The following is a 12,930-nucleotide window of genomic DNA, read 5'->3' on the forward strand; positions in this document are numbered from 1 at the left end:
GTCGGTCACTTCACGAACGTGTAGGTCATCGGGTAGCGGTAGAGGACGCCCTCGGTGGCCTTCACGCCGCCGATGATGCCGAAGATGATCGGGATCAGGGCGACGATGATCGGGATGAAGAAGAGCAGGCCGCAGGTGACCACGGCCAGCACGAAGCTGATCAGCGTCGCGATGACCCAGGTGATCTGGAAGTTCAGCGCGGCGACCGCGTGCGCGCGCACGGTCGGGGACTGCTGGCCCTTGACCGAGAACGCGATGAGCGGCGCCACCCAGCCGAGCAGGCTGCCGCCGACCACGACACCGACCGGGCCGCCGAAGTGCGCGATGAGGGACCAGGTCTTGTCGTCGTTGTTGGCGTAGCCGGCCGGCGCGCCGTACGCGCCGCCGCCCGGGTAGCCGGCGCCCGGCGCGCCGTAGCCGCCCGGCGGGGGGTAGCCACCCGGCGGCGGGTAGCCGCCCGGGGGTGGGTAACCGCCCGACGGCGGCTGGCCGCCGGGAGGCGGCGGATAGCCACCGGGCGGGGGATAGCCGCCCCCGGCCGGGGCCCCGGACAGTGGTGCGGTGGGGGGCTCGTCCGCCGACGAGCCGTACGGTGCCGACGGCGGGGTCGCCTCCGGCGGCGGGGCGCCGGAGTCCCCCGCTCCGGGAGGGCGAGGAGGTTCAGTCATGGTCGTCACGGTAGGTCCCGGTGGCAAGGGCGCACCAGAGCGGGATCGCCCGGGATGTCCGGCTGTTCGGCCCTGGCGGGCCGGATGTGCGGCGGGCCGCACCGGAGGTGCGTCGCCGATCATCGCGCCGGCGGGCACGCCGACGTAGACTGGCACTCGCTACAGTCGAGTGCCAGACGCCCGGCGGACGCCCCGCGCCGGTGCGACGAGGTGCGTCAGGAGGTGGGGAGATGGGTCTCGACGACCGCAAGCTCGCCGTGCTGCGCGCGATCGTCGAGGACTACGTCGCCACGCAGGAGCCGGTCGGCAGCAAGGCCCTCGTCGAGCGCCACCAGCTGGGTGTCTCCCCGGCGACCGTGCGCAACGACATGGCGGTGCTGGAGGAGGAGGGCTACATCCGGCAGCCGCACACCAGCGCCGGCCGGGTGCCCACCGACCGCGGCTACCGGCTCTTCGTCGACCGGCTCTCCCGGGTCAAGCCGCTCAGCCCGGCCGAGCGCCGGGCCATCGAGCGCTTCCTGGTCGGCGCCGTCGACCTGGACGACGTGGTGCACCGCACCGTCCGGCTGCTCGCCCAGCTCACCCGGCAGGTCGCCGTGGTGCAGTACCCGAGCCTCGCCCGCTCCAAGGTGCGCCACCTGGAGCTGGTGCCGATCTCCACCACCCGGCTGATGGTCGTGATGATCGCCGACACCGGCCGGGTCGAGCAGCGGCTGGTCGAGATGCCCGGGCCGATCCCGGCCGAGGACGTCACCGACCTGCGCCGCCTGGTCAACGAGAAGCTCGTCGGCAGTCGGCTGTCCGACACCCCGCCGCTGGTGCAGGCCCTGGTCGACGAGTCCACGCCGCAGCTGCGCCCGGCCATGGCCACGCTCTCCACCGTGCTGCTGGAGACCCTGGTCGAGCGGCACGAGGAGCGCATCGCCCTGGCCGGCACGGCCAACCTCACCCGGGGCGGCCTGCTCGACTTCCAGGGCTCGCTGCGGCCGATCCTCGAGGCGCTCGAGGAGGAGGTCGTGCTGCTCAAGCTGATCGGCGAGGCCGAGCCGAGCACCACCCGGGTGCTCATCGGCGACGAGAACGAGATCGACAACCTGCGGGCCGCCTCGGTGGTCAGCACCGGGTACGGCCCGGGCAGCACCATCGTGGGTGGCCTCGGCGTGCTCGGCCCGACCCGGATGGACTACCCCGGCACCATCGCCACGGTGAGGGCCGTGGCACGCTACGTGGGCGAACTGCTGGCCCAGAACTGACCAGTCACGGCCGACGGCCGGCTCCGGCCGACGACCGGCGCAACGCGAGACGAACATGAGGACACCGAACGCAGTGGCCAGGGACTACTACGGCATTCTCGGCGTGAGCCGGGACGCCTCCGACGACGAGATCAAGCGCGCCTACCGCAAGCTGGCGCGGCAGTTCCACCCGGACGTCAATCCGGACCCGGAGGCACAGGAGAAGTTCAAGGACATCAACGCCGCGTACGAGGTCCTCTCGGACGATCGGAAACGGCAGATCGTCGACCTGGGCGGCGACCCGCTCGCCCCGGGCGGCGGGGGCGCGGGCCCGGGTGGTCCGGGCGGCGCCGGCCCGTTCGTCGGCTTCCAGGACATCATGGACGCCTTCTTCGGCGGGGCGGCCGGCGGCAGCCGGGGCCCGCGGCCGCGTACCCGGCCGGGCGCCGACGCGATACTGCGGCTGGAGCTGGACCTGAACGAGACGGCGTTCGGCGTCGAGGCGCCGATCACCGTGGACACCGCGGTGCTCTGCACCACCTGCTCCGGCGCCGGCACCGCGGCCGGCACCCACCTGGCCACCTGCGAGGCGTGCGGCGGCCGGGGCGAGGTGCAGTCGGTGCAGCGGACCTTCCTCGGCCAGGTGGTCTCCGCCCGGCCGTGCACGGTCTGCCAGGGCTACGGCACCACCATCCCGCACCCCTGCCCGACCTGCGCGGGCGACGGCCGGGTGCGCACCCGCCGGTCGCTCACCGTCAAGATCCCGGCGGGCGTCGAGGACGGCATGCGGATCCGGCTGGCCCAGCAGGGCGAGGTGGGCCCGGGCGGCGGCACCGCCGGCGACCTCTACGTGGAGATCCACGAGCGGCCCCACGACGTCTACTCGCGCAAGGGCGACGACCTGCACTGCCGGGTCACCGTGCCGATGACCGCCGCCGCGCTCGGCACCCGGCTGACCATCAAGACGCTCGACAGCGAGGAGACCGTCGACGTCAAGGCGGGCACCCAGCCGGGCAGCACGCTGCGCCTGCGCGCCCGGGGCGTACCGCACCTGCGCGGCACCGGCCGGGGCGACCTCTACGTCCACCTCGACGTGCGGACCCCGACCAAGCTCGACGCCGACCAGGAGCGGATGCTGCGGGACTTCGCGAAGACCCGCGGCGAGGAGGTCGCCGAGCTGAGCAAGCAGGGCGGCTTCTTCTCGCGGATGCGCGACGCCTTCAACGGGCACGCCTGAGGTGTCGGCGCCGCTGTTCCTGGTCGAGGCGCTGCCCACCGGTGACACGCTGACGCTGGACGGCCCCGAGGGGCACCACGCGGCCACCGTGCAACGGCTGCGCGTCGGCGAGGAACTGCTGCTCGCCGACGGGCGGGGCGGCACGGCCGCCGCCGTGGTCAGCGCCGTGGGCCGGGGCACCCTCGACCTCCGGGTCACCTCCCGGGGGTACGTCGACGCGTCCGTCCCGCGGCTCGTCGTGGTGCAGGGCATCGCCAAGGGCGACCGGGGCGAGCTGGCCGTGCAGGCGATGACCGAGGTCGGGGTGGACGAGATCGTCCCCTGGGCGGCGTCCCGGTCGGTGACCCAGTGGCGCGGGGACCGGGGCGTACGGGCCCGGGAGAAGTGGGCGGCCACCGCCCGGGAGGCGGCCAAGCAGGCCCGCCGCCCGTGGCTGCCGGTGGTGGCCGGCACGCCCGACGAGTCCACCACCACGGTGACCCGCCGGATCGCCGGGGCGGCCGCCGCGTTCGTCCTGCACGAGGAGGCCGAGGAGCGGCTGACCACGGTCGGGCTGCCCGACGCCGGCGAGATCGTCCTGGTGGTCGGCCCCGAGGGCGGCATCGCCCCCACCGAGCTGACGGCCTTCGAGGAGGCCGGCGCCCGCCCGGTCCGCCTGGGCCCGTCGGTGCTTCGCACGTCGACAGCCGGCGTGGCCGCCCTCACCGTGCTGTCCACCCGCCTGCACCGCTGGTGACCGGCCCACCCGCTGCGGGTGGGCACGTCAGGTGCGGAGGTAGGAGGCACCGTTCAGGTCGACGATGGTGCCGGAGGCCCACTCGGCCTCGGGGCTGGCCAGCCAGTGCACCGCCGCCGCGATCTCCTCGGGGCGGGCCACGCGGTTGAACGGGGACTGGGCGCGGATGGCGTCGCCCCGCTCGCCACTGAGGTGGGTGGTGGTCATGTCGGTCGCCACGAAGCCCGGCGCCACGGTCGCCACCGCGATCCCGTACGGGGCCAGGGCCAGCGCCAGCGACTGGCCGAGCGCGTTCAGCCCCGCCTTGCTCGCCCCGTACGCCGGCTGCTCCGGCTCACCCCGGAAGGCGCCCCGGGACGACACGTTCACGATCCGGCCGCCCCGCTCCCGCATGTGCTGGGCGGCGCACCAGGTGGCGTTCGCGGCGCCGGTCAGGTTGGTCTCCAGGACCAGCCGCCACTGCTCCTGCCACTGCTCGTAGGTGTTGCCGAAGACCGGGTGGGGCAGGTCGCGCGGGCCGTAGACGCCGGCGTTGTTGACCAGGACGTCGAGGCCGCCCAGGCGCCGCGCCGCCTCGTCCACCATGGCCCGGACCGCCTCCGGGTCGGCCAGGTCGGCGCGGACCACCACGTGCCCGTCGCCGGGCAGCTCCGCCCGCAGCGCCTCGGCCAGGTCCGCGGAGTCCCGGTGGTGGATCGCCACCCGGTCCCCGCCCGCCGCGAACGCCCGCGCCACCGCGCGGCCGATGCCGCGCGAGGCCCCCGTCACCAGTACCGCCCGAGAAGTCACGCGGCACATCATGCCTGAGCGGGGGACCGGACGACTTACCATGCCCCGATGGGAACCGACTGCCTGTTCTGCCGGATCGTCGCCGGGGAGATCCCGGCCACCGTCGTCCGCGAGACCGCCACCACCCTGGCCTTCCGGGACATCGACCCGAAGGCGCCCACGCACGTGCTGGTGATTCCGAAGGAGCACTACGCGGACGTGGTCACCCTGGCCGAGGGCGACCCGGGGCTGGCCGGTGAGCTGCTGGGCACCGCCGCCGTGGTGGCCGAGGAGGAGGGGCTGACCGTGGACGGGTTCCGGCTGATGTTCAACACCGGCCCGTACGGCGGCCAGGAGGTCTTCCACGTGCACGCCCACCTGCTCGGCGGCGCGCCGCTCGGCCCGATGCTCTGCCGCTGAGCCGCTGCCTAGACTGCCCTCATGATCACGGTGCATGACCGGCTCGGCCGGATGGTGCGGCAGGCGCAGGCCCACGGGCGGATCCCGGCCGTCTCGGTCGCCCTGCACCGGGCCGACCGGCCGCTCTGGACCTGCGCGGTCGGCGGGACCGGCAACGACACCCCGCTCGGGCCGGAGACGGTCTTCCGGATCGGCTCGGTCACCAAGACCTTCACGGCCGTGCTGGTCATGCAGTGCCGGGACGAGGGGCTGCTCGACCTGGACGACCCGATCGGGCGGCACCTCGACCTGCCGGCGCACGGCGAGCTGACCGTACGCCGGCTGCTGTCGCACACCGCGGGCCTGCAGCGCGAGCCGCACGGCGACGTGTGGGACAGCCTGCGTGCGCCCGACGTCACCGAACTCCTCGCCGACCTGGCCCGGGTGGAGCGGGTGCTGCCCACCGGGCGGCGCTACCACTACTCCAACCTCGGCATGGCCCTGCTCGGCGAGCTGGTGGCCCGGCTGCGCGGCGGCACCTGGGCAGAGGTGCTGGCCGAGCGGGTGCTCGCCCCGCTCGGGCTGGCCGCCACCGGCCCGATGCCGGGCGGCCGGGCGGCGACCGGGTTCCTGGTCGACGCGTACTCCGACGAGGCCCGGCCGGAGCCGAACACGGACTTCGGCGCGGTGGCCCCGGCCGCGCAGCTCTGGAGCACCGCCCCGGACATGGCGCGCTGGGCGGCCTTCCTGGCCGACCCGGCCGCGCTGGACCCGGCCGGCGCGGTGCTCGCGCCGGCCACCCTCGACGAGATGCGTTGGCCGCTGACCACCACCGACGAGACGCTCTGGGCCGGCGGCTTCGGCCTCGGCCTGATCCTGGTGCCGCAGCCGGGGCGGGTGATGCACGTGGGGCACGACGGGGCCATGCCCGGTTTCCTGGCCGCCGTCTACGGCCGGCGCGGCGGTGACGGCACCGCGGGCGCGATGGGCTGCGCGGTGCTCGGCTCCTCGGGCACCGGCGTGGAGGTCTTCGAGCTGCCGCACCGGCTGCTGGCCGCCGCCGCCGAGCACGACCCGGCCGACGTCGAGCCGTGGCGGCCGGGCGCGCCCGCCCCCGAGCACCTCCGCGGCCTGCTGGGCCGCTGGTGGGGCGAGGGTTTCGAGTACGTCTTCTCCTGGCACGACGGGGCGCTGCGGGCCCGGGGCGCGGACGACCCGGCCGGCAAGCCGCCTTCGGTCTTCGCCCCGCTGCCGGACCGGCCGGACGTGTTCCGCACGGTCGCCGGCCGGGAGGTGGGCGAGCTGCTCCGGCTGACCCGCGACGAGCGCGGGGCCGTGGTCCGGATGCACTGGGCCACCTACCGGTTCACGCGGCACCAGGAGACCTTCGAGGGGTACGACTTCCGCGCCGGCAGTTGATCTCCTACCGCCGGAAATGGGCGAGGTGCGGGCGGTGTTGACCCGATACGATGGGAGTCACGACCGCCGCGCCAGCAGGGCCCGGCGCCGAGTTCGAGAGCAGGTGGCGTAGGGCCCGACGGCCCGATCTATGACCGGCACCCCACCTCCCGGCCCGCCCCGTGTGCAGACCAGGATCACGGTCCCCGACCAGAAGATCATGGTGAACCTGCTCGGCGCGGGCGACGAGATCCTGCGGCTCGTCGAACGCTCGGTCAACAGTGACGTCCACGTGCGGGGCAACGAGATCACCATCACCGGCGCGCCCGCCGACAACGCCCTCGCCGAGCGTCTCTTCAGCGAGCTGCTCGAACTGATCGAGAAAGGCGAGACCCTGACCACTGATGCCGTCCGGCGCACCGTCGGCATGCTCGAGCAGGGCAGCGCCGAGCGGCCCGCCGAGGTCCTGACGCTCAACATCCTCTCCCGGCGCGGTCGCACCATCCGTCCCAAGACCCTGGGGCAGAAGCGCTACGTCGACGCCATCGACGCGCACACCATCGTCTTCGGCATCGGCCCGGCCGGCACGGGCAAGACCTACCTGGCCATGGCGAAGGCCGTGCAGGCGCTCCAGGCCAAGCAGGTCAACCGGATCATCCTGACCCGGCCGGCGGTCGAGGCGGGCGAGCGGCTGGGCTTCCTGCCCGGCACGCTGAACGAGAAGATCGACCCCTACCTGCGCCCGCTCTACGACGCGCTGCACGACATGCTCGACCCGGAGTCCATCCCGAAGCTGATGGCCGCCGGCACCATCGAGGTGGCGCCGCTGGCGTACATGCGGGGCCGCACCCTGAACGACGCGTTCATCATCCTCGACGAGGCGCAGAACACCACGCCCGAGCAGATGAAGATGTTCCTCACCCGGCTCGGCTTCGGTTCCAAGATCGTGGTCACCGGTGACGTCACCCAGGTGGACCTTCCCGGCGGGACGACGAGCGGCCTGCGGGTGGTCCGGGAGATCCTGAGCAACGTCGAGGACGTGCACTTCGCCCAGCTCTCCAGCTCCGACGTGGTCCGCCACAAGCTGGTGGGCGACATCGTCGACGCGTACGCCCGCTGGGACGCCGAGCGGGAGAACCAGCAGGCGCAGAGCGTGCACGCCGTGCCCGGGCGGACCGCCCAGGGCGGCCGGGCCGGCCGGCGCCGCTAACCCATCAGAGGAAGACAGTTGTCCATCGAGATCGCCAACGAGTCCGGTGTCGACGTCGACACCGACGCCGTTCTCGCCGTCGCCCGGCACGCCCTCGACGAGATGGGGGTCAACCCCCTCGCCGAGCTGTCCGTGCTGCTGGTCGACATCGAATACATGTCGGAGCTGAACCACCGCTGGATGGGTGGCGACGGCCCGACCGACGTGCTCGCGTTCCCCATGGACGAGGGCAGCGTCGACCACGGCCCGGGGGAGAGCGCCCCGGCCGGCGGTGAACCGGCCCTGCTCGGCGACATCGTGCTCTGCCCGGAGGTGGCCGGCAAGCAGGCCGCCACCGCCGGGCACTCCGCCGCCGACGAGCTGCACCTGCTCACCGTGCACGGGGTGCTGCACCTGCTCGGCTACGACCACGCCGAGCCGGAGGAGGAGCGGGAGATGTTCGGTCTCCAGGCCCGACTGCTGGCCAGCTGGCGGTCGACCCGATCGCAGTGACAGCCACCCTGGCGGCCGCCGGCGCGCCCGCCGGCCTGCCCGATCTCCCTCTCCTCGTCGTCGCGGCGGGGCTGGTGGTGCTCGCCGGCCTGATCGCGATGACCGAGGCGGCGCTGGCCGCCGTCTCCCCGGCCCGGGCCGCCGAGCTGGCCCGGGACGGCGCACGCGGCGCGCGTACCCTCCAGGCGGTCGCCGGTGACGTGGTCCGCCACCTCAACCTGCTGCTCCTGCTCCGGCTGCTGGCCGAGCTGACCGCCACCACGCTCGTCGCGCTGGTGGCCGTCGACACCTTCGGCGCCGGCTGGCGGGCCGCCCTGGTCACCGCCGGGGCGATGACCGTGGTCAGCTTCGTGGTGGTCGGCGTCGCGCCGCGCACCCTGGGCCGGCAGCACGCCTACGCGGTGGGCCGCGCGGTCGCGCCGCTGGTGCGCTGGCTGGGCCGGGCGCTCAACCCGCTGGCCTCGCTGCTGATCCTGATCGGCAACGCGGTCACCCCGGGGCGCGGCTTCCGGGAGGGCCCGTTCGCCACCCAGGTCGAGCTGCGGGAGCTGGTCGACCTGGCCGAGCAGCGTGGCGTGGTCGAGCACGGCGAGCGGCAGATGATCCACTCGGTCTTCGCGCTCGGCGACACCATCGCCCGCGAGGTGATGGTGCCCCGCACCGAGATGGTGTGGATAGAGGATTCCAAAACCCTCGCGCAGGCGCTGGCGCTCTTCCTGCGCTCCGGCTTCTCCCGGATCCCGGTGATCGGCGAGAACGTCGACGACGTGCTCGGCGTGCTCTACCTCAAGGACCTGATCCGGCGGATCCAGGGCAGCCCGGAGGCCCGGCAGATGCCGGTGGCCGAGCTGATGCGACCGGCGACCTTCGTGCCCGAGTCCAAGCCGGTCGACGACCTGCTCTCGGAGATGCAGGCGGCCCGCAACCACCTGGTCATCGTCGTCGACGAGTACGGCGGCACCGGCGGCCTCGTCACCATCGAGGACATCCTGGAGGAGATCGTCGGTGAGATCACCGACGAGTACGATGTCGAACGCCCGCCGGTCGAGCGCCTGGCGGACGGGGCCGTGCGGGTGACCGCCCGGCTGCCGGTGGAGAATCTGGGCGAGCTGTTCGACACCGAACTGCCCACCGACGAGGTGGAGACGGTCGGTGGCCTGCTCGCCCAGGCGCTCGGCCGGGTGCCGATCCCGGGCGCCGCGGCCGAGGTGGCCGGGCTCCGGCTGATCGCCGAGGGCACCACCGGGCGGCGCAACCGGATCGACTCCGTGCTGGTCAGCCGGGTCGAGCCGGGCGACGCGCCGGACAGCGCGGGGCGCGGCGAGCAGTCCGATCCCCGTGGTAACCCCAACCGTTCCGAGGAGAGGCAACCCGCCGATGCCTGAGTCACCCGCCGTGCCGGCCGCCCGGCCCACCCCGTCCGACCCGGCCGAGCTGAGCGCCGAGGACGGCAAGCTGGTCGTCCTGGCCCGGGGGGCGCGGGGCCGGGTGGGCGCCGTGGAGGGCGCGGCGGTCCGCGACCAGGACGGCCGGACGTACGCGGCGGCCAGCGTGGCGCTGCCGTCGCTGACCCTGACCGCGCTCCAGCTCGCGGTCGCCTCGGCGGTGGCGGCCGGCGCGAGCCGGCTGGAGGCCGCCGTGGTGGTGACCGAGGCTTCGACGCTGGACGGCGCGGGGCACGCCGCGGTCCGCGACCTCTCCGCCGACGCGCCGATCCACGTGGCCGCGCCGAACGGCACCGTCCTCGGCACGGTGGTCGAGTGAGCGACGCGGAGCAGCGTCCCTACCGGGCGGGTTTCGCCTGCTTCGTCGGGCGGCCGAACGCTGGCAAGTCGACGCTGACCAACGCGATCGTCGGCACCAAGATCGCGATCACCTCGAACAAGCCCCAGACCACCCGGCACATCATCCGTGCGGTGCTGCACCGGCCGGAGTCGCAGCTCGTTCTGGTCGACACCCCGGGCCTGCACCGTCCCCGCACGCTGCTCGGCGAGCGGCTCAACGACCTGGTCCGGGAGACCTGGAGCGAGGTCGACGTGATCGGCCTGTGCATCCCGGCGAACGAGCCGATCGGGCGGGGCGACCGGTTCATCACCGGCGAGCTGGCCAGCCTGCGGGCCACCGTGCTGGCCGTGGTCACCAAGACCGACCTGGTGGACAAGAGGCGGCTCGCCGAGCAGCTGCTCGCGGTGAGCGAGATGGGCGAGTTCGCCGACGTGGTGCCGGTGAGCGCGGTCTCCGGGCATCAGGTGGACACCCTGGTCGACGTGATGACCGGCTACCTGCCGGAGTCGCCGCAGCTCTACCCCGACGACATGCTCACCGACGACCCGGAGCAGGTGCTCGTCGCCGAGCTGGTCCGCGAGGCCGCTCTGGAGGGGGTCCGGGACGAGCTGCCGCACTCGATTGCCGTGGTGGTCGAGGAGATGATCCCCGAGGGCAACGTCACCAAGATCTACGCGGACGTGTACGTGGAGCGACCGAGCCAGAAGGCGATCGTGATCGGTCACCGGGGCAGCCGGCTCAAGCACGTCGGCACCACCGCCCGCCGCCAGATCGAGGAGCTGCTCGGCACCCGGGTCTACCTGGACCTGCACGTCCGGGTCGCGAAGGACTGGCAGCGCGACCCGAAGCAGTTGCGCAAGCTGGGCTTCTGACCCCGTACGCCCGACCGCCGGTCCCGGCTCCCGGGGCCTGCGGTCCGCGTTTCCGGCGTTGTCGGGCTGGTCCGGATCGGCCCGCTTTATGGGATGTTTCACTTTTGACCCGGGCCCGCGCACCGTTTCGTCCGGCCGGGTCGGAGGGTAGGGAGGCGTTGCCTCCCCCGCCCCCGACGCCCCCGCGAGCTGATGCGAAACCGATACCTCGACCTGCTCCGCTTCCTGGCCATCGTTCGAGTCGTCGTCTACCACGTCACCGGATGGGCGACACTGACCCTGATCTTCCCGGCGATGTCGGTGATGTTCGCGCTCGCCGGCTCGCTGATGGCCGCCTCGCTGGACCGGACCGGCGTACCGGCCGTGGCCCGTCGGCTGCGCCGGCTGCTGCCGTCGCTCTGGGTGCTCGCCGCCGTCTTCGTGCCGGCCATGCTGCTCACCGGGCTGCCGCTCACCCCGAAGGTGCTGCTGTGGCTCTTCCCGGTCAGCGACCCACCGGCCAACGACTGGGGCGCCATCGCGCTGAGCCCAATCTGGTACCTGCGGGACTACCTCTGGTTCGTGCTCGCCTCGCCGGTGGCCCTGTGGCTGTTCCGCCGGGCCCCGCTGCCCACCCTGCTGGCCCCGTACGCGCTGCTCGCGGCGATCGAGTTCGGCGTGCTGGCGAACCCGCCGACCGTGCTGCGCGAGTTCGGCCTGTACTTCGGCGCCTGGCTGCTCGGCTTCGCCCACCACGACGGCCTGCTGCGCCGCATGGCCAACCGGGTGCTCGTCCCGCTGGCCCTGGCCCTCGGCGCGGCCGGGCTGGGCTGGATCCTCACCCACCCCGGCCCGCGCGGATACGACCTGAACGACATCCACCTGGGCAACGCGCTCTGGTCGGCGGCGTTCGTCCTGGTGGCGATCGGCCGGGCGCCCGCCGCGGCGCCCTGGGTGGACCGCATCCCGGCGCTGGGCCGCGTGATCACCGTGCTGAACCGGCGCGCGCTGACCGTCTACCTGTGGCACATGCCGTTCGTGGCGGCGCTCACCCCGCTGGTGGACGTGGTCGGCTGGTCGCACCAGGACCCGGTCGGGCTCGCGATCCGGGTGGTGCTGGTGTTCGCGCTGGTCGGCGTGGTCACCCTGCTGGTCGGCTGGGTCGAGGACCTGGCCGCCCGGCGTACCCCGGAACTGGTGCCCGGACGCCCCCGGCGGAGCGTGGCCGAGCGGGCGGCGGCCGCACCGGCCAGCCCGGCGCCCGCCGGCGCGGAGACCGCACTGGCCGCGGCCGGCGCCCGGGTGCCGGCCCCGCGAAGGGCGCCGGAGCGGTCCGACCTCACGCCGCGCTGACCGGCGCCCGCACTCAGCGCTGGTGGACCGTCACGTTGCCGCTGGTGGCGGTGACGTCGAGCAGCAGGGTGGCGGCCGGGTCGTTCGGCACCGTCAGCTCGGTGTCGCCGGACTTGGCGTCCGCCCGCACCCGGTACCGGCCCGGTGGCACGGTCAGGTCGACGTCGCCGCTTGTCGCGTGCAACCGGGCCGCGGCCGGCTGGTCCAGCTCGACGACGAGGTTGCCCGAGGTGGCCTCCGCGTCCAACCCGGCGGCGAGCCGGCGGGCACTGATGTCGCCGGAGGACGCGCGCAGCCGGACCGGGCCGGTCGCGTCGACCACCTCGATGTTCCCCGAGGTGGTGGCGGCGCGGACCTCGCCACGGGCCTCGGTCACCGTGAGGTCGCCGGATTTCAGGGTGAAGTCCACCGGCCCGACCCGGTGCAGCATGACGTTCCCGGAGCTGGTCTCACCGCGCACCGTCACACCTTCCGGGGCGGTCACCTCCCAGGAGACCGTGCACCGGGGGCCGCAGTCGTTCGGCAGCACCAGCTCGTCGCCCTTGATCTCGTAGCGGGTGTCCGGCTCCCCGCCCTGGTAGCGGACGATCCGCTTGATCCGCACCTGGCCGGCCGCGCCGGTGGCCCGGATCGTCACGTCGCCCGCGCCGCCGGCCGGCACGGTGATCCGGGTGATCTTCGCGCTCTCGGTCTGGTCGTAGTCGAGGCGGCGGAACGACAGGGTGTCGCACCCGGCGAGGACGATCAGGGTGGCGGCCGCGGCGGCGGCGACGGCGGTCCGGTGCAGAGCCATGGCCAGGA

Annotated in this window: 14 protein-coding genes; 11 read left to right on the forward strand and 3 right to left on the reverse strand. The window is 73.8% G+C overall.

What is annotated here, in order from left to right:
* Positions 1-5: 5 nt before the first annotated feature.
* Positions 6-668 (reverse strand): DUF4870 domain-containing protein, encoded by a 663-nt coding sequence (locus NLX85_RS20750; protein WP_254337635.1) that lies wholly within the window; start codon positions 666-668, stop codon positions 6-8.
* A gap of 230 nt (positions 669-898) precedes the next feature.
* Between NLX85_RS20750 and hrcA the strand changes: the two genes are divergently transcribed.
* From hrcA to NLX85_RS20765, 3 genes are all read left to right on the forward strand, one after another.
* On the forward strand, positions 899-1,921 hold the full coding sequence (gene hrcA, locus NLX85_RS20755) for a heat-inducible transcriptional repressor HrcA (RefSeq protein ID WP_189198061.1): 1,023 nt from the start codon (positions 899-901) through the stop codon (positions 1,919-1,921).
* Positions 1,922-1,994: 73 nt separating this feature from the next.
* Entirely contained in the window at positions 1,995-3,137 is a 1,143-nt protein-coding gene (gene dnaJ / locus NLX85_RS20760; protein WP_254338762.1) for a molecular chaperone DnaJ, read from the forward strand.
* Between the two features lies 1 nt (position 3,138).
* Complete coding sequence (locus NLX85_RS20765; protein WP_254337637.1) at positions 3,139-3,873, forward strand: 16S rRNA (uracil(1498)-N(3))-methyltransferase; 735 nt, start codon at positions 3,139-3,141, stop codon at positions 3,871-3,873.
* 27 nt (positions 3,874-3,900) lie between these two features.
* Here the strand turns inward: NLX85_RS20765 and NLX85_RS20770 are convergent, their stop codons facing one another.
* Positions 3,901-4,662, reverse strand: coding sequence for an SDR family oxidoreductase (locus NLX85_RS20770; protein WP_308210778.1), 762 nt, complete (start codon positions 4,660-4,662; stop codon positions 3,901-3,903).
* A 48-nt stretch (positions 4,663-4,710) separates the two neighbouring features.
* Here NLX85_RS20770 and NLX85_RS20775 point away from each other — a divergent pair, with 48 nt between their 5' ends.
* The 8 genes from NLX85_RS20775 to NLX85_RS20810 all read left to right on the forward strand — a co-directional run bounded on the left by NLX85_RS20775 (position 4,711) and on the right by NLX85_RS20810 (position 12,129).
* Positions 4,711-5,061, forward strand: coding sequence for a histidine triad nucleotide-binding protein (locus NLX85_RS20775; RefSeq protein ID WP_091319264.1), 351 nt, complete (start codon positions 4,711-4,713; stop codon positions 5,059-5,061).
* A gap of 21 nt (positions 5,062-5,082) precedes the next feature.
* Complete coding sequence (locus tag NLX85_RS20780; RefSeq protein ID WP_254337639.1) at positions 5,083-6,459, forward strand: serine hydrolase; 1,377 nt, start codon at positions 5,083-5,085, stop codon at positions 6,457-6,459.
* Positions 6,460-6,589: 130 nt separating this feature from the next.
* Positions 6,590-7,648 carry a PhoH family protein gene (locus tag NLX85_RS20785; protein WP_254337642.1) on the forward strand — a complete coding sequence of 353 codons (1,059 nt, stop codon included), beginning with the start codon at positions 6,590-6,592 and terminating at the stop codon, positions 7,646-7,648.
* 18 nt (positions 7,649-7,666) lie between these two features.
* Entirely contained in the window at positions 7,667-8,140 is a 474-nt protein-coding gene (gene ybeY, locus NLX85_RS20790; RefSeq protein WP_091319271.1) for an rRNA maturation RNase YbeY, read from the forward strand.
* A complete protein-coding gene (locus tag NLX85_RS20795; protein WP_254338765.1) occupies positions 8,116-9,525 on the forward strand; it encodes a hemolysin family protein in 1,410 nt (469 codons plus the stop codon). The genes ybeY and NLX85_RS20795 overlap by 25 nt, the downstream gene beginning before the upstream one ends.
* Positions 9,518-9,904, forward strand: a complete 387-nt coding sequence (locus NLX85_RS20800) for a cytidine deaminase (RefSeq protein ID WP_107076119.1) — start codon at positions 9,518-9,520, stop codon at positions 9,902-9,904. The genes NLX85_RS20795 and NLX85_RS20800 overlap by 8 nt, the downstream gene beginning before the upstream one ends.
* The gene (era, locus tag NLX85_RS20805) at positions 9,901-10,797 is read left to right on the forward strand and encodes a GTPase Era (protein ID WP_254337644.1); all 897 of its coding nucleotides are present in this window, start codon (positions 9,901-9,903) and stop codon (positions 10,795-10,797) included. The genes NLX85_RS20800 and era overlap by 4 nt, the downstream gene beginning before the upstream one ends.
* Before the next feature lie 192 nt (positions 10,798-10,989).
* Positions 10,990-12,129, forward strand: coding sequence for an acyltransferase (locus tag NLX85_RS20810; RefSeq protein WP_254337646.1), 1,140 nt, complete (start codon positions 10,990-10,992; stop codon positions 12,127-12,129).
* Positions 12,130-12,142: 13 nt separating this feature from the next.
* On the opposite strand, the gene NLX85_RS20815 is transcribed toward NLX85_RS20810, so the two are convergent.
* A complete protein-coding gene (locus NLX85_RS20815) occupies positions 12,143-12,922 on the reverse strand; it encodes a DUF4097 family beta strand repeat-containing protein (RefSeq protein ID WP_254337648.1) in 780 nt (259 codons plus the stop codon).
* Positions 12,923-12,930: the final 8 nt, after the last annotated feature.

This window comes from Micromonospora sp. A3M-1-15 (genome assembly GCF_024213425.1).
Taxonomy (GTDB): domain Bacteria; phylum Actinomycetota; class Actinomycetes; order Mycobacteriales; family Micromonosporaceae; genus Micromonospora; species Micromonospora chersina.

What these genes read in the sequence shown, in the direction of transcription:
- NLX85_RS20750 (WP_254337635.1), bottom strand. Translation starts at nt 668, where the DNA reads ATGACTGAACCTCCTCGCCCTCCCGGAGCGGGGGACTCCGGCGCCCCG.
- NLX85_RS20780 (WP_254337639.1), top strand. Translation starts at nt 5,083, where the DNA reads ATGATCACGGTGCATGACCGGCTCGGCCGGATGGTGCGGCAGGCGCAG.
- NLX85_RS20785 (WP_254337642.1), top strand. Translation starts at nt 6,590, where the DNA reads ATGACCGGCACCCCACCTCCCGGCCCGCCCCGTGTGCAGACCAGGATC.
- NLX85_RS20815 (WP_254337648.1), bottom strand. Translation starts at nt 12,922, where the DNA reads ATGGCTCTGCACCGGACCGCCGTCGCCGCCGCCGCGGCCGCCACCCTG.
- NLX85_RS20800 (WP_107076119.1), top strand. Translation starts at nt 9,518, where the DNA reads ATGCCTGAGTCACCCGCCGTGCCGGCCGCCCGGCCCACCCCGTCCGAC.
- hrcA (WP_189198061.1), top strand. Translation starts at nt 899, where the DNA reads ATGGGTCTCGACGACCGCAAGCTCGCCGTGCTGCGCGCGATCGTCGAG.
- NLX85_RS20775 (WP_091319264.1), top strand. Translation starts at nt 4,711, where the DNA reads ATGGGAACCGACTGCCTGTTCTGCCGGATCGTCGCCGGGGAGATCCCG.
- NLX85_RS20810 (WP_254337646.1), top strand. Translation starts at nt 10,990, where the DNA reads ATGCGAAACCGATACCTCGACCTGCTCCGCTTCCTGGCCATCGTTCGA.